This window comes from Pantoea sp. GABEPS69 (genome assembly GCF_045780835.1).
Lineage (GTDB): Bacteria > Pseudomonadota > Gammaproteobacteria > Enterobacterales > Enterobacteriaceae > Pantoea > Pantoea septica.
Genome location: NZ_CP118618.1, coordinates 3,931,463 through 3,955,832 on the forward strand (window position 1 = coordinate 3,931,463; position 24,370 = coordinate 3,955,832).

A 24,370-nucleotide genomic window follows, 5' to 3' on the forward strand; every position below is an offset into this window, starting at 1 on the left:
CGCGCAAAAGATTACAGCAGTTGAGCAAGTCGATGAATATCAGACTGAATTGCGCCGGCGGTGACGTCGCGTCCCGCGCCGGGACCGCGAATTACCAGCGGATTGTCGCGATACCAGCGGCTTTCGATTGCGAAGACGTTATCGCACGGCAGCAGCGACGCCAGCGGATGCTCGGGCCGCACCGCTTCCACGCCGACACGCGCTTTACCGCTGGCGTCGAAACGCGCCACGTAGCGCAGCACCAGCCCCATCTCCTGCGCCGCTTCCAGACGCTGTAGCATCTGCTCGTTAAGCGCCTCGCCATGCTCGAAGAAGTCGTCGATCGATCCCGCCTCGCAGCCGGCCGGCACCAGCGACTCGACGCGCACCTGGTCAGGCTCGATGTTGTAGCCCGCCTCGCGTGCGAGGATCACCAGCTTGCGCTTCACGTCCTGTCCCGACAGGTCGACGCGCGGATCGGGTTCGGTCAGACCCTGCTGCCACGCCTGGTCCACCAGCTCGGTAAAGGGCACCGTGCCGTCGAACTGCAGGAACAGCCAGGAGAGCGTGCCGGAGAAGATGCCGCTAATGGCTAAAATGGTGTCGCCGCTGTCGCGCAGATCGCGCACCGTGTGGTTAATCGGCAAACCGGCGCCGACCGTAGCGTTATAGAGCCAGTGTCGTCCAGTTTTGGTAAAGGCGTCGCGGATCTGCCGCCAGGTCTGGCTGTCGGACGCCCCGGCGACTTTATTCGCGCTGATGACGTGAAAGCCGTGGCTGGCGAAATCGAGGTACTGCTGCGCCAGCGGCGTGCTGGCGGTGACGTCGAGCACCACCAGATCGTCGAACGGATGCGCGCGCATCCACAGGAACAGCGACTCTTCGTCGCGCTCCTCCGCTTCGTCATCGAAGAAGGCGAGCGCGCGGCTGGCGTCAAGCCCCTCATAGCTCAGCAGACTGCGACGACTGTCCGCCACGCCCGCCAGCACATATTCAAAGCCGGTGCGTGCCGACAGCGCTTCCTGCTCGCGCGCGAACAGCTCCAGCCAGCGCGAGCCGATATTGCCTTTGCCGAACAGCATCAGGCCGATACGTTTTTCCGCGCGAAACAGCGACTGATGCAGCCCCTGCACCAGCGACTGCGTCGGCCCGACGCGCAGCACCGCCACCAGACTGATGTGATCTTCCGACTGCCAGACGAACTCGACCGGCTGGTCCTGGATCTCCTGCCAGAAACGGTGGCTGTGCAGCGGATTGCGCGTGACGCCCGCGCCGACCAGCGCCACCAGCGCCAGCCCTTCGCGCAGCTGCAGATGAGCGGGCAGGCCCGCATCCTGCAGCAGCTGAAACACGCTGTTGACCACTTCGGCGGTATAGCAGAGCTGCAGCAGCTGGCGATCCGGATGCACGCCGGTCGCCAGCGGGCGTAGCTGCGCCCGCTTGAGGTGAAGCTCGACCTCTTTATGCAGCGCCGCGAAATCGTGTTGATCCGGCACCTGAACTTCAATCAGGCAGACATCGTCGTGGCTGGTGACGATGCGTGCGCCGGTACCGGACGCCAGCACGCGCTCGATGCGCGTCGAGCCCTGCTCCGGCTGATAGCTGCAGCGCAGCTGCAGATCGATATCGCTGCCGGACACCGGCTGCAGCGTGCGCGTATGCAGCACCGGCGCGGCGAGGCGCGCCAGCTCGCTCGCTTCGTCGAGGCGCAGCAGCGGCAGCAGACAGGCGTCGGAAACTTTACGCGGGTCGGCGCTGTAGACGCCGGCCACGTCGCTCCAGATGGTGACGCGGCCGACGCCCGCCAGCGCGCCGATCTGCGTGGCGGAGTAGTCGGAACCGTTGCGCCCCAGCAGCACGGTCTCGCCCGCGTCGTTGCGGCTAATAAAGCCGGTCACCACGATACGCTGGTGCGGATGCTGCGCCAGCAGCGTTTGCAGCAGCGGCCAGGATTTGCCTTCGTCGACCTGCGGCTGCGCGGCGCGCTCTGCCCGCAGGAAGTCGCGCGCGTCGAGCCAGCAGGCGTCGAACTCGCGCTGGCTCAGCACCGCCGCCATCAGCCGCGCCGACCACACTTCGCCGTGGCCGACCACTTCGGCGTAGACCGCGTCGCTGATAGCGCCGTCGAGCAGCGCGGCGAGCTTTTCCAGATCGCGAATAAAATTCGCCATGAGCGGCTCGGCATATTCAACCGGCAGCAGTCCGGCGATCAGCTCGCTGTGATAACGCCGTAAAGCCTGCTGCACCTGATGCGCGGCCAGGCGATCGCTCTGGCTGAGTTTTAGCCAGCTAATCAGCTGGTTAGTGGTAGAGCCAGCCGCGGACACCACCATCAAATCGCCCGGCTGGCTGTAATCCGCCATAATGCTGGCGACGCGCTGGTAACAGCGCGCATCCGCCAGGCTGCTGCCACCAAATTTGTGCAACTGCTTACTATTCGGCGTTGCCGCGCCGGCTGAAATCGTCATTTTTAACCCTCGGATGCCGTCCGGAACGCATTATCCAGATCGGCAATTAAATCTTCATGATCCTCAATGCCCACCGAGACGCGCAGCAACGTCTCGGAAATGCCCGCCGCCGCGCGCGCTTCCGCCGACATGCCGGCGTGCGTCATGGTCGCCGTGTGGGAAATCAGGCTTTCTACGCCGCCGAGCGATTCCGCCAGCGTAAACAGCTGCAGCGCCTTGAGAAAACGACGCAGCAAGGCTTCGTCGCCGTCCAGCTCGAAACTCAGCATCGCGCCGAAGCCGCGCTGTTGACGCGCCGCGTATTCGTGTCCGGCGTTTTCCGGCAGCGAAGGATGATACAGCTTTTTCACCAGCGGCTGCTGTTGCAGATAGCTCACAATCGCCAGCGCGTTGCGCTGCGCCGCCGCCATACGCGGCGCCAGCGTGCGCAGACCGCGCAGCAGCAGGTAGCTGTCGAAAGCGGCGCCGGTGACGCCGATATTATTCGCCCACCAGGCGAGTTCGGTTACCCGCGCCGGATCTTTTGCAATCACTGCGCCCGCCACCACGTCGGAGTGGCCGTTGAGATATTTGGTGCAGGAGTGGATCACCAGGTCCGCGCCCAGCGCCAGCGGGTTTTGCAGCGCCGGGCTGAGGAACGTATTGTCAACCACGCTGACGGCGCCTGCGCCGCGCGCCGCCTCGCAGATAGCAGCGATATCCACCACGCGCAGCAGCGGATTGCTCGGGCTCTCCACCAGCACCAGCTTCGGTTTTTCCGCCAGCGCCGCATCCAGCGCCGCGCGATCGCCCTGATCGACGAACTTCACGCGGTAAGCGCCGCGCTTCGCCATGCTGTCGAACAGGCGATAGCTGCCGCCATAGCAGTCGTGCGGGGCGACAAGCAGATCGCCCGGCTTCAGGAACACCGTCGTCACCAGATGGATCGCCGACATGCCGGTATTGGTCAGCACCGCGCCCGCCCCGCTCTCCAGCTCCGCCAGCGCGCGCTGCACCACGTCGCGCGTCGGGTTCCCGCGGCGCGAATAGTCATGCGCGCGCGGTTCGTTAAAATCGAGGAAGTTATAGGTGCTGGAGAGGTGAATCGGCGGGACAACGCAGCCATATTGCTCGTCATCATTCAAACCGCTGCGGACTGCGATGGTTGCCTGTTTACGCGTCATGGTGCTTTTTGTTCCTGAAGAGAGTAATAAAGAGGCATCAGGATAACATTCCACAATTGGACGTCAATACATCTGGACATCTAAATGTCTTTGCGTATAGATTGAGCAGAATGCTATAACCCGCTAAAATTACCCCTCATTGCCTGCGTTTTGCGTCCGCTTTTGCGGCCAGGATGAAGAAACCCCGCAGTTCAAGAGGTCAGGCACGGTAAAATCGGGCATAATCCACGGATTTCCCACTTTCAACTTTTGATTAAGGTAACCCATGGCTGAATGGAACGGCGAATATATCAGCCCCTACGCTGAACACGGTAAGAAGAGTGAGCAGGTTAAAAAAATCACTGTCTCTATCCCGTTGAGCGTGCTGAAAATTTTAACGGATGAGCGCACTCGTCGTCAGGTGAACAACCTGCGTCACGCCACAAACAGCGAACTGCTGTGTGAAGCCTTTCTGCATGCCTTCACCGGACAGCCGCTGCCGGACGATGTCGATCTGCGTAAAGAACGCAGCGATGAAATTCCGGAAGAAGCGAAAAAAATCATGCGCGAAAAAGGCGTCGATCCCGACACCTGGGAATATTAATAGCATAGCCTGCCGCTGGCAGCAGATTATCGTTTGAGACTCTGCTGCCATAGTTTTATCCCGCCCTCTTCTTAATTTTCTGCTTGGTCTCATCAAAACTTAATTTTTCGGCACCAGAGTCCCTTCCCTGTTTAATTATTGTCTTTTCTTTGCAGAACTATCTTTGCGACATTCTCTGGCATTTTAAGGAACAGAAAATAAAAAAAGCCTGAATGGTCAGGTTATTCCGCGTCCGTATGAATAAAGGCGTAAGCGTGCGCTGCGCATACAGGCAGTAAAAGGATTTTTATCAGGGAGTACAGAACGGAGAGAGTCAGAGAGATAATGCGAGGGAAAACAGCAGAGCGGAATGACTCAGCGCCAGGCGCGAATCATTCCGCTCAGAAAACTTATTTTTTAGCGCCCGGTACGCTGAAACGCTTGTTGAAGCGGTCAACGCGGCCACCGGTGGCAACTTCACGCTGCTTACCAGTGTAGAACGGGTGACATTTACCGCAGACGTCCAGGTTCATGTCGTGAGCCATAGTAGAGCGAGTGTGAATCACGTTACCGCAGGTGCAGGTGATGGTCACAGCTTCGTATTTCGGGTGAATACCTTGTTTCATGGGAGAACCTCATAAAAGGCCGTGTCGCTCTCCGTGCCAGGCTAAAAACCTGCACAGCACCACACGCGGTTGAACATTAATGTTTAAGCTCTGGCGAGACCTTTCTCACCAAAGGCGGCATACTATACAGAAAATAACCGCTTTTAGCAAATCCTCTGCAAGATACCCGCTGGTCGCGCCAGCGTGTACACTAGGCGTCCCGCTATGAATCGTTGAACCGGAAAGAGATCGCCATGCCCGTCGTTCAGGTTGCCCTGCCCGTTCCGCTACCCCGTCTGTTTGACTATCTGCTGCCGCACGGCGCGCAGCCGGTGCTGGGCGGGCGCGTCAGCGTGCCGTTCGGCAACCGGAAAATGGTCGGCGTCGTGGTGGGTTTCCGCGACCAGAGCGATCTGCCGGAGGCGCAGCTCAAGCGCGTCGCCGACGTGCTGGACAACGAATCGCTCTATCCGCCTTCGCTATGGCGGCTGCTCAACTGGGCGGCGGGCTACTACCATTCGCCCGTGGGCGAGGTGCTGAGCCACGCGCTGCCGGTGCTGCTGCGCCAGGGCAAGCCGGCGCAGGAGGCGCCGCTGTGGCAATGGATCATCACCGAACAGGGTCAGGCGACCACGCCGGAGAGCCTGAAGCGCGCGCCGAAACAGCAGCAGGCGCTGGCGGCATTGCGTCATCAGCCGCTCTATCGCCATCAGGTCGCGGAGCAGGATCTTACCGAAACCGCTTTTCAGGCGCTGCGTGCGAAAGGCTTGTGCGACCTGCGCGAACACCAGCCGCAGCGGCTGGACTGGCGCACGCGCTACGCCGTTAAAGGCGAGCGACTACGGCTCAATACCGATCAGGCGATGGCGGTCGGCGCTATCCGCAGCGAAGATGAGCACTACGCCGCCTGGCTGCTGGCCGGCATCACCGGCTCCGGCAAAACCGAAGTCTATCTTAGCGTGCTGGAAAATGTGCTGGCGCGCGGCAAGCAGGCGCTGGTGCTGGTGCCGGAGATCGGCCTGACGCCGCAGACCATCGCCCGCTTCCGCGAGCGCTTCGACGCGCCGGTCGACGTGCTGCACTCCGCGCTCAACGACAGCGAACGCCTTGCCGTCTGGCTGCGCGCGCGCCAGGGCGAAAACGCCATTATCATCGGCACGCGGTCGGCGCTGTTTACGCCGCTGGCGCGTCCGGGCGTGATCATTATCGACGAAGAGCACGACAGCTCTTATAAACAGCAGGAAGGCTGGCGCTATCAGGCGCGCGACCTGGCGGTATTCCGCGCGCGCGAAGAGGATATCCCGATCGTGATGGGCTCGGCGACGCCCGCGCTGGAGACGCTGCACAACGTGCGCAGCGGCAAATATCGCCAGCTCGACCTGACGAAGCGCGCCGGCAATGCGAAACCGGCCCTGCAGCAGCTGGTGGATCTCAAAGGCCAGCAGCTTATTGGCGGGCTGGCACCCGCGCTGATCGGCAAAATGCGCCAGCATCTGCAGGCGGATAATCAGGTGCTGCTGTTTCTCAACCGTCGCGGCTATTCGCCCGCGCTGCTCTGCCATGATTGCGGCTGGATTGCGGAGTGTCAGCGCTGCGAACGTTACTACACCCTGCACCAGCAGCAGCGCCAGCTGCGCTGCCACCATTGCGACAGCCAGCGACCGCTGCCCAATCAGTGCCCGCAGTGCGGCTCGACCCATCTGCTGCCGGTCGGCGTCGGCACGGAGCAGCTGGAGCAGCAGCTCGGCACGCTCTTCCCTGGCGTGCCGATATCGCGTATCGACCGCGACACCACCAGCCGCAAAGGCGCGCTGGAGCAGCATCTGGCCGACGTGCATCGCGGCGGCGCGCGCATCCTGGTGGGCACGCAGATGCTGGCGAAAGGCCACCACTTCCCGGACGTGACGCTGGTGTCGCTGCTGGATGTCGACGGCGCGCTTTTCTCCGCCGACTTTCGCGCCGCCGAGCGCTTCGCGCAGCTTTATACGCAGGTCGCCGGTCGCGCCGGCCGCGCGGGCAAACAGGGCGAAGTGCTGTTGCAGACCCACCATCCGGAACATCCGCTGTTGCAAACGCTGCTGCACCAGGGCTATTTCGCCTTCGCCCAGCAGACGCTGCTGGAGCGCCAGTCGGTTATGTTGCCGCCCTGGACCAGCCACGCGCTGTTTCGCGCCGAAGATCACGACAACCAGCAGGCCGCTGAATTCTTGCAGCAGCTGCGCAATCTGCTCGACGCCAGCCCGTTGAAGGATACCGCGATGTGGCTCATGGGCCCGGTACCGGCGCTGCAGCCGAAGCGCGGCGGACGCTGGCGCTGGCAGCTGCTGGTACAGCACGCCTCGCGTAAGCGGCTACAGCAGCTGCTCGACGGCTCGCTGCCGCTGATCGCGACCCTGCCCGCCGCGCGCAAAGTTAAATGGACGCTCGATATCGACCCCACCGAAAGCTGAGCCTGCGAGCCAGATCGAAAAAAGTCGCACAAGTCACAATTTTTATGCAAATTAAGTAACAACACAGCCGCGCAATCGTTAACAATGTGCGCGGCGTGGCTTTTTTCGGCCACAACTATCCTTTGAATGCGTCAGGAGTAGAGTGTTGGAGCAGAACCCTCAAGCGCCCGCCACCATGAAAGATGTGGCTGAAAAGGCCGGCGTTTCGACCGCCACCGTCTCACGTGCGCTGATGAATCCTGAAAAAGTGTCGGCGGCGACGCGGCAAAAAGTCGAACAGGCGGTGATCGCCGTCGGCTATGCGTCGCACGGCCTGACGCGCAACGCTCGTCGCGGCGACACGCAGACCATCCTGGTAATTGTCCCCGATATCTGCGACCCCTTCTTTAGCGAAATTATTCGCGGCGTCGAAGTGACGGCGGCGCAGGAAGGCTATCTGGTGCTGATTGGCGACTGCGCGCACCAGAACCAGCAGGAGAAAACCTTTCTCGATCTGCTGCTGACGCGCCAGATCGACGGCATGGTGCTGCTCGGCTCGCAGATCCCGTTCGATCCCGTTCACGAGGAGCAGCGCAATCTGCCGCCAATGGTGATGGCGAACGAGTTCGCCCCGGAGATGGCGCTGCCTACCGTGCATATCGACAACCTGACGGCCGCTTTCGAGGCGGTCAACCATCTGCTGCAGCTGGGCCATCGCCAGATCGCCTGCATCGCCGGGCCGGAAGCGATGCCGCTGTGCCAGTACCGCACCCAGGGCTATATTCAGGCGCTGCGCCGCAGCAATCTCACCGTTGATCCCACCTATATCGTGCGCGGCGACTTCAGCTTTGAAGCGGGCGCGCAGGCGCTAAAACAGCTAATGGCGCTGCCGCAGCCGCCGCGCGCACTCTTCTGTCACAGCGATATGCTGGCGCTCGGCGCGATGAATCAGGCTAAACGCCTTGGCCTGCGCGTGCCGCAGGATCTCTCGATTGTCGGCTTCGACGATATCGAGCTCTCGCGCTACTGTGAGCCGCCGCTCACCACCGTGACGCAGCCGCGCTATCAGATTGGGCGCGAAGCGATGCTGCTGCTGCTGGATGAGCTGCAGGGCAAGCGCGTGAATAACGGTTCGCGTCTGCTGGACGCCGAACTCACCGTGCGCGGCAGCACCGCGCCTGAGAAGAAGCGCGAGAAATAGCCGCACTTTTGGGTTATTTTCAGTAGATTCTTAAGGCGAACACTGCTGGTCAAAGTTCCAACCCTTAAGTAACATGGCGGACTCCTTGCCGGGCGGTCTTTTCAGGCGTTTTCGCCCCGTTGGCACGATTTTTTGAAGGGTATCAGAACGAGAGTGGCACAGAGAGATTACGTAGGCCGCGGGCGTTCAACAGGGACGCGTCGCAAAAAAAGCAGCACCAGCCGTGGAAAGAAAAGCAAAGGCGGTTCAGGTGTTTCCAAACTCATGATAGGGCTGGCCGTCGCGGTGCTGGTGACCTTTGCCGGTGGTTTATGGTTCCTTGCGCATCATAAAAAAGAAGATGTGCCGGTGATCCCGGATCATAAAGCCAACGGCAACGGCCTGCCGCCGAAGCCTGAAGAGCGCTGGAAATATATTAAAGAGCTGGAGAACCGTCAGGTGACGGTGCCGACGCCGACCGAACCTTCGGCGGGCGGCGAGGTCCAGTCGCATACGCAGCTCACCGACGAACAGCGCCAGCTGCTGGAGCAGATGCAGGCGGATATGCGCCAGTCGCCGACGCAGCTGAATGAAGTGCCGTGGAACGAACAGACGCCGGCGCAGCGTCAGCAGACCCTGCAGCGCCAGCAGCAGCTTCAGATGCAGTCGCGTCAGCAGCAGCAGCAGGCGACGCAAAGCGCGCCGGCGCGTCAACAGACCACGCAGCCGAGCCAGCCTGCTCGTCAGACGCAGACTACGCATCAGTCTCAGCCGCAGCAGCAGCCGAGCGCGCGTCCGGCACCGCAGCCGCGCCAGACGCAGACGCAGCAGCCTGCGCCCGTCACGCGCGAACCTGCGCAGGAGACGGCGAAGAAAACGGCGGAAAAACCGGCCTCTTCGCAGCGCTGGATGGTACAGTGCGGTTCGTTCAAAGGCTCCGACCAGGCGGAATCGGTGCGCGCCGGTCTGGCGTTCGAAGGTTTCGAAAGCCGCATTACCACCGGCGGCGGCTGGAATCGCGTGGTGATAGGTCCATTTAAGGATCGCAGCGCCGCCGACAGCACCCTGAAGCGGCTGCGCGGCAACGGCCATTCAAACTGTATTCCGCTCGCCGTCGGGGGTTGAAACCCGCCAAAGCCGCCCCATATCTGGTTGCATGATGCGCCGCGCCTTGCCGCGCGGCGCTTTTTTTCTACTGCAACAAGGGGTCTGCCCGTGACAACAATAGTAAGCGTACGACGCAACGGACGAGTCGTTATCGGCGGTGATGGCCAGGCAACGCTCGGCAATACCGTGATGAAAGGCAACGTGAAAAAAGTGCGTCGTCTTTACAACGATAAGGTAATTGCCGGTTTCGCTGGCGGCACTGCAGATGCCTTCACGCTCTTTGAACTCTTCGAACGTAAACTGGAAATGCATCAGGGTCACCTGGTGAAAGCCGCCGTCGAGCTGGCGAAAGACTGGCGCACCGATCGCATGCTGCGCCGTCTTGAAGCGCTGCTGGCGGTCGCCGATGAAAACGCTTCGCTGATCATCAGCGGCAACGGCGACGTTATCCAGCCCGAAAACGATCTCATCGCCATTGGTTCCGGTGGCCCCTTCGCTCAGGCAGCGGCGCGTGCGCTGCTGGAGAATACCGAGCTGGGCGCGCATGACATCGTCGCGAAATCCTTAGATATCGCAGGCGACATCTGCATCTACACCAACCACAATGTTAACTTCGAAGAACTGCCGTCCAGGGCGTAAGGATTAAAGATGTCTGAGATGACTCCCCGCGAAATCGTCAGCGAACTGAATCGCTTTATCATCGGCCAGGACGGCGCAAAAAAAGCCGTCGCCATTGCGCTGCGTAACCGCTGGCGCCGTATGCAGCTCGACGAAGAGCTGCGCCACGAGGTGACGCCGAAAAATATTCTGATGATCGGCCCGACCGGCGTCGGTAAAACCGAAATCGCCCGTCGCCTGGCGAAACTCGCCAACGCGCCGTTTATCAAGGTGGAAGCGACCAAATTCACCGAAGTGGGTTACGTCGGTAAAGAAGTCGATTCCATTATTCGCGACCTGACCGACGCCGCCGTGAAAATGGTGCGCAGCCAGGCGATTGAAAAGAACAAATACCGTGCCGAAGAGATGGCGGAAGAGCGCATCCTCGACGTGCTGATCCCGCCCGCCAAGAACAACTGGGGCCAGCCGGAGCAGAGCAGCGAACCTTCCGCCGCGCGCCAGTCGTTCCGCAAGAAGCTGCGCGAAGGCCAGCTGGACGATAAAGAGATTGAGATCGACCTCGCGGCCGCGCCGGCTGGCGTCGAAATCATGGCGCCTCCGGGCATGGAAGAGATGACCAACCAGCTTCAGTCGATGTTCCAGAATCTGGGCGGCCAGAAACAGAAGCCGCGCAAGCTGAAAATCAAAGACGCGATGAAGCTGCTGATTGAAGAAGAAGCGGCCAAGCTGGTCAATCCGGAAGAGCTGAAGCAGGACGCGATCGAAGCGGTAGAGCAGCACGGCATCGTGTTTATCGACGAGATCGACAAAATCTGTAAGCGCGGCCAGTCGTCCGGCCCGGACGTGTCGCGCGAAGGCGTACAGCGCGATCTGCTGCCGCTGGTAGAAGGCTGTACCGTATCGACCAAGCACGGCATGGTGAAAACCGATCACATTCTGTTTATCGCCTCAGGCGCGTTCCAGGTCGCCAGCCCGTCGGATCTGATCCCGGAACTGCAGGGCCGTCTGCCGATCCGCGTTGAGCTACAGGCGCTGACCGTAAACGATTTCGAGCGCATTCTCACCGAGCCGAACGCTTCTGTGACCGTGCAGTACAAAGCGCTGATGGGCACTGAAGGGGTTAACGTCGAGTTCACCGAGGACGGTATTCGCCGCATCGCTGAAGCGGCATGGCAGGTCAACGAAACCACCGAGAATATCGGCGCGCGCCGTCTGCACACCGTGCTGGAGCGTCTGATGGAAGATATCTCCTATGACGCCAGCGATCGCCACGGCGACTCCGTTACCATCGATGCGGAGTATGTCAGCAAGCATCTGGATGAGCTGGTGGCAGACGAAGATCTCAGCCGCTTTATTCTGTAATTCCGTTTTTTCTATGCGCTTGCGCAAAGCCCGGCCAATGAGTCGGGCTTTTTTTTCTGCATGCTGCTGATGCAGCGCCTTTTTTTCCGCTGATGATTTTGCCAACAATCCGCAACTGGCGGTATACTTACCCCTCCTGTGGCAAACAGATGAACCCATCATGAAATACGATACCTCTGAACTCTGCGACATCTACCATGAAGAAGTGAACGTTGTTGAACCGCTTTTTTCAAACTTTGGTGGCCGCACCTCATTTGGTGGTCAGATAACCACAGTGAAATGTTTTGAAGACAACGGCCTGCTCTACGATCTGCTGGAAGAGAACGGCCGGGGCCGCGTGCTGGTGATTGACGGCGGCGGTTCGGTGCGGCGCGCGCTGGTGGATGCGCAGCTGGCGCGTCTGGCGGTCGAAAGCGAATGGGAAGGCTTAGTGGTTTACGGCTCCGTGCGTCAGGTAGATGACCTGGAGGAGCTGGAGATCGGCATTCAGGCGATTGCCGCTGTGCCGGCGGGCGCGGCGGGCGAAGGCATTGGCGAGAGCGATGTGCGCGTTAACTTCGGCGGCGTCACCTTCTTTTCCGGCGACCATCTCTACGCCGACAATACCGGCATAATCCTCTCTGAAGATCCGCTCGATATCGAGTAATGCCGAAAACGAAAACGGGAGCGATGCGCTCCCGTTTTTCATTCTAATGAGGCGCTTACACCTCTTCCATTTTTCCCAGCAGCGCACGCAGGCGATCCTGCCACAGATGCTGCTCTTCCTTTAGCTGCTGATTTTCACGCACCAGCGAGTCATGATTGCCCGCCGCCTGTTGCGCTTCGTTTTTCAGCGCGTTGTTCTGCTCTTTCAGCTCTTCGATTTCCATCTGCAGCAGGGTGATGGTATCAATCGCCTGCTGTACTTTCGCTTCCAGTTTCTCGAATACTTCAAATGACATCTTTCTGACCTCTCCTAAATTCTCGCAGGGCGTTGATGATGCCAGCCTTAGCGCGTGACGCCCTGTATCAGCCAGGCCAGCAACAATGTTTCCGATTGTATGTAGCCTGATAGCGCAAGTCCAGCGACGCGGGCACTGCGGGCGCAGTCTGTAACACTTTTCGGCTTATACCTGGCTGATTGCCGCTGCGCATGCGCGCGGCGGAAAACGAGGCGGCGGAAAAGTTGAAATGATGTTTCATGAAAGTGAAAAGGCGCGAAAACGCGCATTTTTTTGACTCAGCACACAGATTTAGATTTCGCTATTTCTCGTTTATGCTCGTTAACGATAAATTTACACCAGCCCTACAAGAGAGCTGGGTGACTCATGGATTGAGAACAAAAACTGATAAAATTTAACCTCGCTTCAGGAATACCATTATGAGTCAGACATCGAACACACTGAAAGGGCAGTGCATCGCCGAATTTATCGGAACCGGCCTGATTATCTTCTTTGGCGCAGGCTGCGTAGCCGCGCTGAAAGTCGCCGGCGCCGCCTTCGGGCAATGGGAAATCTGTATTATCTGGGGACTCGCCGTCTCCATGGCCGTCTACCTTACCGCCGGCGTATCTGGCGCTCATCTTAACCCTGCCGTCACGGTGGCGCTTTGTCTGTTCGCCAACTTTGAAGGGCGCAAGGTGGTGCCTTATATCCTGGCGCAGGTCGCTGGCGCATTCTGCGCTGCCGCGCTGGTTTACGGCCTTTATTACAATCTGTTCTTCGATTACGAGCAAAGCCATCAGATGGTGCGCGGCACGGTTCAGAGTCTGGATCTGGCCGGTATCTTCTCAACCTACCCTAATCCGCACATCAGCGTAGGCCAGGCGTTCCTGGTTGAAATGGTGATCACGGCGGTGCTGATGGCGGTAATTATGGCGCTGACCGACGATGGCAACGGCGTACCGCGTGGTCCGCTGGCGCCGCTGTTGATCGGCCTGCTGGTTGCCGTTATCGGCGGCGCAATGGGTCCGCTGACCGGCTTCGCCCTGAACCCGGCGCGCGATTTCGGACCCAAGCTGTTCGCCTTCTTTGCGGGTTGGGGTAACGTGGCCTTCACGGGCGGTAAAGATATCCCCTACTTCCTGGTACCGATCTTTGGCCCGTTAGTGGGAGCCTGTCTGGGCGCCTTCGGCTATCGCGCGCTGATTGGCCGCCACCTGCCTGGCGCCGTACTGGCCAGCAGCAAAACAGAAAAACCGGTCGCACGCGCTGAGCAGCGTAAAGCGTAAGTTTCACCTTTTCATCGGGAATGCATTATGACGACTACCACTGATAAAAAATATATTGTTGCGCTCGACCAGGGCACCACCAGCTCACGCGCCGTCGTGCTGGATCACGACGCCAACATCGTTGCGGTATCGCAGCGCGAATTTACCCAGATCTACCCGAAAGCGGGCTGGGTTGAACATGACCCGATGGACATCTGGGCATCGCAAAGCTCGACGCTGGTAGAGGTGCTGGCGCACGCCGACATCCGTTCCGATGAGATCGCCGCGATCGGCATCACCAACCAGCGCGAAACCGCCATCGTCTGGGACAAAGAGACCGGCAAGCCGATCTATAACGCCATCGTCTGGCAGGATCCGCGCACCGCGGACTACTGCAACAAGCTGAAAAAAGAGGGGCTGGAAGAGTATATCCAGCACACCACCGGCCTGGTGATTAACCCCTACTTCTCCGGCACTAAGGTGAAGTGGATCCTCGACCATGTGGAAGGGGCGCGCGAACGCGCGAAGCGCGGCGAGCTGCTGTTCGGCACCGTCGATACCTGGCTGATCTGGAAAATGACCCAGGGGCGCGTGCATGTGACCGATCACACCAACGCCTCGCGTACCATGATGTACAACATTCACAAGCTGGAGTGGGATCAGCGCATGCTGGAAATCCTCGATATCCCGCGTGAAATGCTGCCGGAAGTGAAAGGCTCTTCAGAAGTGTACGGTCAGACCAACATCGGTGGTAAAGGCGGCACGCGTATTCCTATCGCCGGTATCGCAGGTGACCAGCAGGCGGCGCTTTACGGCCAGCTCTGCGTTCAGCCGGGCATGGCGAAAAATACCTACGGCACCGGCTGCTTTATGCTGATGAACACCGGCACCGAAGCGGTGACCTCTTCGCACGGCCTGCTGACCACCATCGCCTGCGGTCCGCGCGGCGAAGTGAACTACGCGCTGGAAGGCGCAGTGTTTATCGGCGGCGCCTCGATTCAATGGCTGCGCGACGAGATGAAGCTGATTAGCGACTCGACCGACTCGGAGTACTTCGCCCTTAAGGTGAAGGATACCAACGGCGTTTATATGGTTCCGGCCTTTACCGGCCTGGGCGCGCCTTACTGGGATCCCTATGCGCGCGGCGCGATTTTCGGCCTGACGCGCGGCGCTAACGCCAACCACATTATTCGCGCCACGCTGGAGTCTATCGCCTACCAGACGCGCGACGTGCTGGAAGCGATGCAGAACGATGCCGATACCCGCCTGCAGTCGCTGCGCGTGGACGGCGGTGCGGTCGCGAACAACTTCCTGATGCAGTTCCAGTCGGACATTCTCGGCACGCGCGTTGAGCGTCCGGAAGTGCGCGAAGTCACCGCGCTGGGCGCCGCCTATCTGGCGGGTCTGGCGGTAGGCTTCTGGGGCGACCTGGAAGAGGTGCGCGCTAAGGCGGTCATCGAACGCGAATTCCGCCCGAGCATCGAGACCACCGAGCGCAACGTTCGCTACGCCGGCTGGAGAAAAGCGGTGGCGCGCGCGCAGGCGTGGGAAGATCACGACGAGTAATATGAGCGTTCGCCAGCAGCCGCTGGCAAACATCTCAACCTTCCGGGCCCGCGACGCTGTCGCGGGCTTTTTTTTGCCCTTCCCCGCTATGCTACACTGCCCTTTTTTCAGCAGGTGCAGGCCATGAAACGAGAACTTGCCATAGAATTTTCCCGCGTAACCGAAGCGGCGGCGTTAGCTGGCTACCGCTGGCTGGGGCGCGGCGATAAAAACGGCGCCGACGGCGCTGCCGTCCACGCCATGCGACACGTCCTGAATACCATTGATATCGACGGCCAGATTGTGATCGGCGAAGGGGAGATCGACGAAGCGCCTATGCTCTATATCGGCGAAAAAGTCGGCAGCGGGCGCGGCGACGCGGTCGATATCGCGGTGGATCCGATCGAGGGCACGCGGATGACCGCCATGGGCCAGGCCAACGCGCTGGCGGTGCTGGCGGTCGGCGACAAGGGCAGCTTTCTGCACGCGCCAGATATGTATATGGAGAAGCTGATAGTCGGCCCTGCGGCGCGCGGCCATATCGATCTCAGTCTGCCGCTGGAAACTAACCTGCGTAATATCGCCGCAGCGCTGGGTAAGCCGCTGGCGCAGCTGACGGTCTCTATTCTGGCGAAACCGCGCCACGACGCGGTTATCGCGCAGCTACAGCAGCTTGGCGTGCGCGTCTTCGCCTTCCCGGACGGCGACGTGGCGGCCTCTATCCTGACCTGCATGCCTGACAGCGAGGTCGACGTGCTCTACGGCATCGGCGGCGCGCCAGAGGGCGTGGTGTCGGCGGCGGTGATCCGCGCACTGGATGGCGATATGCAGGGCCGTCTGCTGCCGCGTCATGAGGTTAAGGGCGAGAGCGAAGAGAATCGCCGCATCGGCGAGCAGGAGCTGGCGCGCTGCGACGAGATGGGCATTAAAGCGGGCGAGGTGTTGCCGCTGTCACGTATGGCGCGCAACGACAACGTGATCTTCGCCGCTACCGGCATTACCAGCGGCGATCTGCTGAAAGGCATTACGCGTCAGGGCAATATCGCCACCAGCGAAACCCTGCTGATCCGCGGTAAATCGCGCACTATTCGCCGCATCCAGTCGATCCACTATCTGGACCGCAAAGACGCGGCGCTGCATCCCTTTATCCTGTAACCGTGCCGCTCTGGCTTTCTGGCTGTCGCGACAGCGGCAGCCAGCAGAGCAGCATTACCAGCGCGGTGGCGAACATCAGCATGCCCAGGCTGAACTGATCGCGCTGCGGCAGCAGCGCAGACGCCCAGGCGACCACGCCCGATCCCAGGTTTTGCAATCCCCCAATCAGCGCGCCGGCGCTGCCGGCCAGCCACGCGTAGGGCTCCATCGCGCCTGAGGTCGCCAGCGGGAACAGCATGCCCGCTCCGAAGAAGAAGAGCGCCGCGGGCACCAGCAGGGTCCAGATATTCATGATGCCGAACCACGCCGGGATCCACATCAGCGCGCCCGCCAGCAGGCAACTGTTGACGCCGGTCCACATCAGGCTATGCCAGGAGCGCGCCTCGCGTCCGGCGAACCAGGCGCCGAAAAAGGCGGCGGGGATCGGCAGAATAAACAGAATGCTGACGGTAAAGGCATCCAGCCCCAGCACGCCGCCCAGCAGCACGCCGCAGCTCGCTTCGAAGACCGCAATGCCCGCCAGCGCGCCGATCAGCAGCACAATAAAGCGTACAAAGCTGGCGTCGCGCAGCAGTCGCTGATAGCGGCGAAAAAAAGGCGTGACTTCGCCGCCTTGCGGACGCGTCTCCGGCAGCCAGCGCATCATCGCGCCGGTCACCGCGACGCAGAGCAGCAGCAGGAAAGCGAAACAGGCGTGCCAGCCGAACAGCTTCGTCAGCAGTGCGCCGATGACCGGTGCCAGCAGCGGACTGACCAGCAGTCCCATATTGAGCAGGCTATTGGCCTGACGCAGCGCGACGCCCGCATAGAGGTCGCGCGGCATGGTGCGCGCCATCACGCCCGCCACGCCGGTGCCCAGCCCCTGAATGGCGCTGCCCAGCACCAGCACGTTCAGCGACGGCGCCAGCATCGCGGTTACGGCGCCGATCATAAAGATCGTCATGCCGGCGAGGATCACCGGACGGCGCCCGATGCTGTCGGAGAGCGGACCATAGATCAGCTGCGATCCGCCATAGGTCATCAGATAGGCCGCCATCACGCGCTGCAGCGTGCCGTCGTGCACGTTGAGCGCGTCCGCCATCTGGGCCATCGCCGGGACATAGATCGTCTGCGCCATTTGCCCAACCGCCAGCATTAAAATCAACATCAGCAACAGCGGACGATTTTCCATCTTCTTCATCGATATCTCGGTCTGGGAAATAAAGTTAATTCAGCAGCAAAATGCGCTGTATCGGGTTAATGGCGGGAAAAATATCAGGATTACATGACAAATCGAGAGACGGGCGTAAAGAGGCTGGCGTAAAGGCGTCAAGTTTTCGTACCACCTTGTCAACCGCGGACAACGGCGTGTTGAGACGTGCTGCGCATTTGTCGATTAGAGCCAAAAAAGGGGCGCGCGGGTGGAAAAAGCGTCGAGCAGCCGCGATGATAACACTGTGCCTGAAAAATCAACGACCAGGAGAGTAACGATGGCTGAATGGGTCAATGCGCAAGTAAAGGAAGTGAAGAACTGGACGGACGCGCTGTTCAGTCTGCGGGTGCATGCGCCGATCGATGCATTCACCGCCGGTCAGTTCGCCAAGCTGGCGCTGGAGATAGACGGCGAACGCGTGCAGCGCGCTTACTCTTACGTGAACGCGCCCAGCGATCCTTTACTGGAGTTCTATCTGGTCACGGTGCCGGAGGGCAAACTGAGCCCGTGTCTGCAGGCGCTCAGGCCGGGCGACACCGTGATGGTAACGAAAGAGGCCGCCGGCTTTTTTGTGCTGGATGAGATCCCGCCGTGCAAAACGCTATGGATGCTGGCGACCGGCACGGCGATTGGGCCTTACCTCTCTATTCTGCAACAGGGCGAAGGGCTGGATCGCTTCGATCATATCGTGCTGGTGCACGCGGTGCGCTATGCCGCCGATCTCAGCTACCTGCCGCTGATGCAGTCGCTGCAGCAGATCTACAACGGCAAGCTGCGCATTCAGACGGTGGTGAGTCGCGAAAACGCAGCGGGATCCCTCACCGGCCGCGTGCCGGCGCTAATCGAAAGCGGCGAACTGGAGCGTGCGGTGGGCCTGCCGATAGAGGCGGAGTCGGGCCATATTATGCTGTGCGGCAACCCGCAGATGGTGCGCGATACTCAGCAGATGCTGAAAGAGACGCGCGATATGCGCAAGCATCTGAAGCGTAAACCCGGGCATATCACCAGCGAGCACTACTGGTAAGCTGCGCTGGGATGAGATAATTCTTATCCTGGGGCAAGTTTTGCCCGTCGCGCTTTTGACTTTCGCAGGTAAAACCCGTTCTAATTTGGCGCAGAGTTTACTGGTCGAGCCTACGAAATGAAGAATTTGCCTGGCGCGCTGCTGCTGAGCCTTGCGCTAACGGCCCCGGCATTTGCCGCCGATCCCACGCTGCGCGAGCGCAGCGAATCCGTGCCTGCCGCACCCTATTTGCTGCCGGGCGCGCCTACCTTTGATATGACCATCGGCCAGTTCCGCGAAAGGTATAACGCCGCCAACGCCGACCTGCCGCTGATGGAGTATCGCGCCATCGATAACAGAAACGACAGCAGCCGCCTGACGCGCGCGGCGAGTAAAATCAGCGAAACGCTCTACGCCTCCACCGCGCTGGAACAGGGAACCGGAAAAGTGAAGACGCTACAGCTGACCTGGCTGCCGGTGCCGGGACCGGATCAGAAAGCGTCGCAGGAGAAAGCGCTCGCCTACATGACGGCGCTGCTGCGCTTTTTTGTACCCGGTCTTTCCCCGGACGAAGCGCGGCAAAAGCTGAACGCGCTGCTGAGCGAAGGCAAAGGCGCGCGCTATTTTTCCCACACCGAAGGCGCCCTGCGTTTCGTGGTCGCGGACAACGGCGACAAGGGCCTGACCTTCGCCGTCGAGCCCATAAAACTGGCGCTGCCGCCTGCCGATCAGGGCGGCAAAAATGACGAAAAGCAAAGCCATTGACCTGATAGATCTCTATACTGTCTGGCAGTCTACGCTGCCTGACGGCAGTGCAATTTAATGAATCGCGTAACGCGGAGGATAGAATGCGACATCCATTGGTTATGGGTAACTGGAAACTGAATGGCAGCAAGCAGATGACAGGCGAGCTGATCGAAGGCCTGCGCAAAGCGCTCTCCGGCGTTGACGGTTGCGGCGTGGCGATCGCCCCGCCGACTATCTATCTCGACCAGGCGAAACACGCCATCTCCGGCAGCCACATCGCTCTGGGCGCGCAGAACGTCGACGTCAACCTCTCGGGCGCTTTCACCGGCGAAACCTCCGCGGACATGCTGAAAGATATCGGCGCGAAATATATCATCATCGGCCACTCTGAGCGTCGTACCTACCACAAAGAGAGCGACGAGTTCATCGCGAAGAAATTCGCCGTGCTGAAAGCAGCTGGCCTGGTGCCGGTGCTGTGCATTGGTGAAACCGAAGCGGAAAACGAAGCGGGTCAGACTGAAGAAGTCTGCGCGCGCCAGATCGACGCTGTGCTGGAAACCCAGGGCGCGGAAGCCTTTAACGGCGTGGTTATCGCCTATGAGCCGGTCTGGGCTATCGGCACCGGCAAATCAGCGACCCCGGCGCAGGCGCAGGCGGTACACAAATTTATTCGCCAGCACATCGCGAAGAAAGACGCTGCGGTCGCCGAGCAGGTGATCATTCAGTACGGCGGTTCTGTTAACGATAAGAACGCGGCTGAACTCTTTACCCAGCCGGACATCGACGGCGCGCTGGTCGGCGGCGCCTCGCTGAAGGCTGACGCCTTCGCCGTTATCGTTAAAGCGGCTGCGGAAGCGAAAAAAGCGTAACCTTCGATACGCAAAAAAGGCGGCCTGATGGCCGCCTTTTTTATTGCCGCAAAATCTCGCAGCTGTGGTCCTGTAGCTCTTCCGCCGAGCCGCGATTTAGCAATAGCCAGTTTCGCTCAAGCGCCATTGCCGCCAGGCGTCCATCCGGCAGCGCCGCCAGCGCCAGCCCGTATTTGCCCATCTCGCTGCGCGCGTTGGGGATTTCGTTGGCCACACGGATAAACAGGCTCTGCTGCGTCAGCTCCGGCAGGCTGAGCGCGCGTATCCGGTAAGCGTGCTGGCGCAGCTGTTCCGTCTGCCAGCGGCTGGAGAGCGCGGGTGCAAGGCGGTCCAGCGCGCGGCGCACATCGGGACGCAGGCAGGAGATATGGATATGCAGCTGATTCTGGGTGCGGCCATATTCGGCGTTGATCGCCAGCGACAGCGCGCTATCGGCAATGGGCGAGCCGCGCTTTGCCGCCAGCTGCGTGCGCGCCTGCCAGGCGAAGGCGAAGAAATTGGGCGTCGCCGGATTGAGCAGCGCCGGGCTTTCCATACCGGTGATTTTCGCCAGCGGGATCAGCAGATACTGCAGCGGCCCGTTCAGATCTTTGAGCAGCGCATAGCCTTGCTCAAGCTCGACGCGCTGGCAAGGCGTGGGCTTGCCCGTTGCGCGCTGATTCGGCTCGCACTTTTCACTGACGATGTGCCACAGCGCATCGCTGTTTTTATGCAGGTGGAAGGCGGCAATCGCTAAACCGCTTATCAGGATCAACAGCAGCAGCGCAATCAGGCCCAGCGCACGACGACGTCCCTGCATAGCAAGACTCCTCTTTCCGCTTTTTTTGCGCATCCTCGCCTGGCTGCCGCGCAATGTCACGCACAAATAAAAACGGCCAGCACGCTGGCTGGCCGTCTTAACTGCGCTGGCGCGATTAAGGCTTCATCACCTGATCGTAGGTGCCGCCATCGGCAAAGTGCGTTTTCTGCGCCTGCGTCCAGCCGCCGAACTTATTATCGATGGTAAACAGCTTCACCGGCGCGAAAGTGCTGGCGAATTTCTTCGCCACTTCCGCATCGCGCGGGCGATAGTAGTTTTGCGCTGCGATAGTCTGGCCTTCCGGCGAGTAGAGATACTTCAGGTAGGCGTCCGCAACTGCGCGCGTCCCCTGATCGTCCACCACTTTATCCACCACGGAAACGGTGGGTTCAGCCAGAATGGATTCACTCGGCGTGACGATTTCAAATTTGTCTTTGCCCAGCTTATCGACTGCCAGATAGGCTTCGTTTTCCCAGGCGATCAGCACATCGCCGATACCGCGCTCTACAAAGGTATTGGTTGCGCCGCGCGCGCCGGAGTCCTGTACCTCGACGTTTTTAAACAGCGCTTTTACGTAAGCCTGCGCCTTCGCCTGATCGCCGTTGTTTTGATCCAGCGCCCAGCCCCATGCCGCCAGATAGTTCCAGCGCGCGCCGCCTGAGGTTTTCGGATTCGGGGTAATGACTGAAACGCCTGGCTTAATTAAATCGGACCAGTCGTGAATGCCTTTGGGATTATCTTTGCGCACCAGGAAAACGATGGTGGAGGTGTAAGGCGCGGAGTTATCCGGCAGACGCTTGAGCCAGTTCTTATCGATACGGCCGCGTTCGGCGATGGCATCGACATCGGATTGCAGCGCCAGCGTCACGACATCGGCGCGAATGCCGTTAATAACCGAGGTCGCCTGCTTGCCTGAGCCGCCATGCGACTGGCGGATTACCACGTTGTCGCCGGTTTCCTGCTTGTAGTGCGCCGCAAAGGCTTTGTTGTACTGCTCGTACAGCTCGCGCGTCGGATCGTAAGAGACGTTTAACAGCTGGTAATCCTTTGCCAGAACGCTGGCAGAGGCCAGCAGAAGGGTAATACCGATACTCCACTTGTTCATTATGCACGCTCCCGATGTCATTATACCGGTAGCGTGACATAAACCATTTTAGAGCTAAAAGAATTAAAAATAAGCATTTATAACTGGCAGGAATATAGACAACTAAAATAAAAGCGCGCCTGAGAGGCGCGCCTGAAGCGTGTTTAGGATCAATAGAGTTTTTTCGCGGTTTCCAGCCAGTCGCGCTTAAACGGACGCTTCATGTTTTCGATAGCGTCGATGATGTCGTGATGCACCATCTTCTCGTTCTGGATGCCGACGCAGCGGCCGCCGTAGCCCTGCAGCAGCAGCTCAATGGCATAGGCGCCCATGCGAGACGCGAGGATACGGTCGTAAGCGCAGGGCGCGCCGCCGCGCTGAATATGACCGAGCACGGTCGCGCGCGTTTCGCGTTTAGTTTCCGCTTCGATGTACTTCGCCAGGTCGTCGATATCGCAGATATGTTCGGTGATCGCCACGATGGCGTGCTTTTTGCCCTTGGCGATGCCCGCTTTGATCTCCATGACCAGCTCTTCGCGGGTGTAAGGAATTTCCGGCAGCACGATAAATTCGCAACCGCCCGCAATCGCCGCCGCCAGAGTCAGGTCGCCGCAGTAGCGTCCCATCACCTCGACAATAGAGATGCGCTGGTGCGAAGAGGAGGTGTCGCGCAGGCGGTCAATCGCCTCGACCACGGTTTCCAGCGCGGTGAAGTAGCCGATAGTGTAGTCAGTACCCGCAACGTCGTTATCGATGGTGCCTGGCAGGCCAATGCACGGGAAGCCCATTTCGGTCAGACGCTTCGCGCCCATATAGGAGCCGTCGCCGCCGATGACAACCAGCGCATCGATGCCGCGCTTTTTCATATTCTCAATCGCGACCTGGCGCACTTCATCGTTGCGGAACTCAGGGAAACGCGCCGAACCCAGGAAGGTGCCGCCGCGGTTAATCATGTCCGATACGCTGTAGCGGTCGAGATTGATCATCCGATCTTCGTACAGTCCCAGATAGCCGTCATAGATACCAAAAACTTCCAGTCCTTCGCTCAGCGCTGATCGCACAACGCCGCGAATGGCTGCGTTCATGCCGGGGGCGTCGCCGCCGCTGGTCAATACACCAATTTTTTTGATCATGACAACCTCTGGATTGTTAAAACGAAAAGTTAATCCTGCCTGTCGTGCGCCGCTAAGCGGCATACCCTATGCGCGACCCGTGATGGCAGATAGTATATCAAAGGCTTGCTGCTGAATTGATTCAGGTCAGACAAGTTTTCACTAATTTTTTTGCAGTAATGTTAGCGCTTCGTCATTTTAAATAGATTAAATTGATTCAATCAGGTTAAAAGCCGGGTGAATTCTGCTGTTCAATCGGCACGACAGAGCAGGGATCCTGATGAATAATCACGTCCGAGCCGGGGAAACGCTGACGCAGCGCCTTCTCTACCTGATCCGCTACGCGATGCGCCTGCACTAACGGTAAATCGTCATTAAGCTCCAGATGGAGCTGGATGAATTTAGTCGGCCCCGACTGACGCGTACGCACGTCATGCACGCCCTCCACGCCCGGCCAGTTCAGCGCCAGGTCGAGAATGATATTGTGCTCTTCCTCCGGCAGCGCGCGATCCAGCAGCGACTGCACGGCGTCATAGCCCATCCGCAATGCGCTGTACAAGATGTAGACGCCGATACCTAACGCGAACAGCGCGTCTGCGCGAGCAAAGCCATAGCTGCTTAAGCCCAGAGCGATCAGAATAGCGCCGTTCATCACCACATCGGACTGATAGTGCAGCATGTCGGCGCGAATCGCCTGACTGTGCGTGTGGCGCACGACCCAGCGTTGAAACGCGACCAGCAGCAGCGTCGAACAGAGCGCCACCACGGTAACCCCCACCCCGACCAGCGGCGCGCGCAGCGTATTCGGCGAAGCCAGATGCTGGAGGCCGGTCAAAAACAAGAACAGCGCCGAACCAGAGATAAACATGCTTTGCGCCAGCGCCGCCAGCGATTCCGCCTTGCCGTGACCAAAAGTATGGTTAGCGTCAGCAGGTTGCAGCGCGTAGCGCACGACTAAAAGATTAGTTAGCGAGGCGGCGATGTCCACCAGCGAGTCGACCAGGCCCGCCAGCAGGCTGACCGAACCGGTATACCACCAGGCAAAAATTTTGACGAGAAGCAGGCAGGTCGCCAGGATCGTCGCCGCCAGCGCCGCGCGCTTGACCAGACGAGCATAGGTGGGTTGCATAGTGTGCTCCCTCAGCCATTACAGGCATGCACCCGAAACAAAGGAATGGCTAAAGTTTAACATCCAGATTGTCG

22 protein-coding genes are annotated in these 24,370 nt (G+C 59.8%); 13 read left to right on the plus strand and 9 right to left on the minus strand.

The window, feature by feature from the left end; all coding sequences use genetic code 11:
• Positions 1–11: 11 nt before the first annotated feature.
• Positions 12–2,447, minus strand: coding sequence for a bifunctional aspartate kinase/homoserine dehydrogenase II (locus PVE98_RS19020; protein WP_407568533.1), 2,436 nt, complete (start codon positions 2,445–2,447; stop codon positions 12–14).
• Between the two features lie 2 nt (positions 2,448–2,449).
• Positions 2,450–3,610, minus strand: a complete 1,161-nt coding sequence (metB, locus tag PVE98_RS19025) for a cystathionine gamma-synthase (RefSeq protein ID WP_096072358.1) — start codon at positions 3,608–3,610, stop codon at positions 2,450–2,452.
• Between the two features lie 265 nt (positions 3,611–3,875).
• On the opposite strand from metB, the gene metJ reads away from it, so the two are divergent.
• On the plus strand, positions 3,876–4,193 hold the full coding sequence (gene metJ / locus PVE98_RS19030) for a met regulon transcriptional regulator MetJ (protein ID WP_033754441.1): 318 nt from the start codon (positions 3,876–3,878) through the stop codon (positions 4,191–4,193).
• A 389-nt stretch (positions 4,194–4,582) separates the two neighbouring features.
• Here metJ and rpmE read toward each other — a convergent pair whose 3' ends face one another.
• Positions 4,583–4,798, minus strand: a complete 216-nt coding sequence (gene rpmE, locus PVE98_RS19035) for a 50S ribosomal protein L31 (protein WP_033754439.1) — start codon at positions 4,796–4,798, stop codon at positions 4,583–4,585.
• A gap of 233 nt (positions 4,799–5,031) precedes the next feature.
• On the opposite strand from rpmE, the gene priA reads away from it, so the two are divergent.
• The 6 genes from priA to rraA all read left to right on the plus strand — a co-directional run bounded on the left by priA (position 5,032) and on the right by rraA (position 12,119).
• Positions 5,032–7,227, plus strand: coding sequence for a primosomal protein N' (priA, locus tag PVE98_RS19040; protein WP_096072357.1), 2,196 nt, complete (start codon positions 5,032–5,034; stop codon positions 7,225–7,227).
• Between the two features lie 175 nt (positions 7,228–7,402).
• Complete coding sequence (cytR, locus tag PVE98_RS19045; RefSeq protein ID WP_239670388.1) at positions 7,403–8,407, plus strand: DNA-binding transcriptional regulator CytR; 1,005 nt, start codon at positions 7,403–7,405, stop codon at positions 8,405–8,407.
• A gap of 153 nt (positions 8,408–8,560) precedes the next feature.
• A complete protein-coding gene (ftsN, locus tag PVE98_RS19050) occupies positions 8,561–9,511 on the plus strand; it encodes a cell division protein FtsN (RefSeq protein WP_096072355.1) in 951 nt (316 codons plus the stop codon).
• Between the two features lie 90 nt (positions 9,512–9,601).
• Complete coding sequence (gene hslV, locus PVE98_RS19055; RefSeq protein WP_071997483.1) at positions 9,602–10,132, plus strand: ATP-dependent protease subunit HslV; 531 nt, start codon at positions 9,602–9,604, stop codon at positions 10,130–10,132.
• A 9-nt stretch (positions 10,133–10,141) separates the two neighbouring features.
• A complete protein-coding gene (gene hslU / locus PVE98_RS19060) occupies positions 10,142–11,473 on the plus strand; it encodes an HslU--HslV peptidase ATPase subunit (RefSeq protein ID WP_033754427.1) in 1,332 nt (443 codons plus the stop codon).
• 160 nt (positions 11,474–11,633) lie between these two features.
• Entirely contained in the window at positions 11,634–12,119 is a 486-nt protein-coding gene (gene rraA, locus PVE98_RS19065) for a ribonuclease E activity regulator RraA (protein ID WP_033754424.1), read from the plus strand.
• Between the two features lie 55 nt (positions 12,120–12,174).
• Here the strand turns inward: rraA and zapB are convergent, their stop codons facing one another.
• Positions 12,175–12,414, minus strand: a complete 240-nt coding sequence (gene zapB, locus PVE98_RS19070) for a cell division protein ZapB (protein WP_033754422.1) — start codon at positions 12,412–12,414, stop codon at positions 12,175–12,177.
• Positions 12,415–12,833: 419 nt separating this feature from the next.
• On the opposite strand from zapB, the gene PVE98_RS19075 reads away from it, so the two are divergent.
• The 3 genes from PVE98_RS19075 (at position 12,834) to glpX (ending at position 16,361) form a co-directional block, all read left to right on the plus strand.
• Positions 12,834–13,682 carry an MIP/aquaporin family protein gene (locus tag PVE98_RS19075; RefSeq protein ID WP_033754419.1) on the plus strand — a complete coding sequence of 283 codons (849 nt, stop codon included), beginning with the start codon at positions 12,834–12,836 and terminating at the stop codon, positions 13,680–13,682.
• 27 nt (positions 13,683–13,709) lie between these two features.
• The gene (gene glpK, locus PVE98_RS19080; protein WP_033754415.1) at positions 13,710–15,227 is read left to right on the plus strand and encodes a glycerol kinase GlpK; all 1,518 of its coding nucleotides are present in this window, start codon (positions 13,710–13,712) and stop codon (positions 15,225–15,227) included.
• Between the two features lie 123 nt (positions 15,228–15,350).
• Complete coding sequence (gene glpX, locus PVE98_RS19085; protein ID WP_096072354.1) at positions 15,351–16,361, plus strand: class II fructose-bisphosphatase; 1,011 nt, start codon at positions 15,351–15,353, stop codon at positions 16,359–16,361.
• Here the strand turns inward: glpX and emrD are convergent.
• Positions 16,351–17,541, minus strand: coding sequence for a multidrug efflux MFS transporter EmrD (emrD, locus tag PVE98_RS19090; RefSeq protein WP_200879045.1), 1,191 nt, complete (start codon positions 17,539–17,541; stop codon positions 16,351–16,353). The genes glpX and emrD overlap by 11 nt on opposite strands.
• A 289-nt stretch (positions 17,542–17,830) precedes the next feature.
• Here emrD and fpr point away from each other — a divergent pair, with 289 nt between their 5' ends.
• The 3 genes from fpr (at position 17,831) to tpiA (ending at position 20,172) form a co-directional block, all read left to right on the plus strand.
• Positions 17,831–18,577, plus strand: coding sequence for a ferredoxin--NADP(+) reductase (fpr, locus tag PVE98_RS19095; protein WP_096072352.1), 747 nt, complete (start codon positions 17,831–17,833; stop codon positions 18,575–18,577).
• 117 nt (positions 18,578–18,694) lie between these two features.
• Positions 18,695–19,321: a DUF1454 family protein gene (locus PVE98_RS19100; RefSeq protein ID WP_096072351.1), complete on the plus strand. Its 627-nt coding sequence runs from the start codon at positions 18,695–18,697 to the stop codon at positions 19,319–19,321.
• A gap of 83 nt (positions 19,322–19,404) precedes the next feature.
• Positions 19,405–20,172 (plus strand): triose-phosphate isomerase, encoded by a 768-nt coding sequence (gene tpiA, locus PVE98_RS19105; RefSeq protein ID WP_072010464.1) that lies wholly within the window; start codon positions 19,405–19,407, stop codon positions 20,170–20,172.
• 40 nt (positions 20,173–20,212) lie between these two features.
• Here tpiA and PVE98_RS19110 read toward each other — a convergent pair whose 3' ends face one another.
• The 4 genes from PVE98_RS19110 to fieF form a co-directional block, all read right to left on the minus strand.
• Positions 20,213–20,971, minus strand: coding sequence for a CDP-diacylglycerol diphosphatase (locus tag PVE98_RS19110; RefSeq protein ID WP_096072350.1), 759 nt, complete (start codon positions 20,969–20,971; stop codon positions 20,213–20,215).
• Positions 20,972–21,086: 115 nt separating this feature from the next.
• Positions 21,087–22,076, minus strand: a complete 990-nt coding sequence (locus PVE98_RS19115) for a sulfate ABC transporter substrate-binding protein (protein WP_096072349.1) — start codon at positions 22,074–22,076, stop codon at positions 21,087–21,089.
• 149 nt (positions 22,077–22,225) lie between these two features.
• Positions 22,226–23,188: a 6-phosphofructokinase gene (gene pfkA / locus PVE98_RS19120; protein WP_033754393.1), complete on the minus strand. Its 963-nt coding sequence runs from the start codon at positions 23,186–23,188 to the stop codon at positions 22,226–22,228.
• A 205-nt stretch (positions 23,189–23,393) separates the two neighbouring features.
• Positions 23,394–24,296 (minus strand): CDF family cation-efflux transporter FieF, encoded by a 903-nt coding sequence (fieF, locus tag PVE98_RS19125; protein ID WP_313619674.1) that lies wholly within the window; start codon positions 24,294–24,296, stop codon positions 23,394–23,396.
• Positions 24,297–24,370 lie beyond the last annotated feature (74 nt).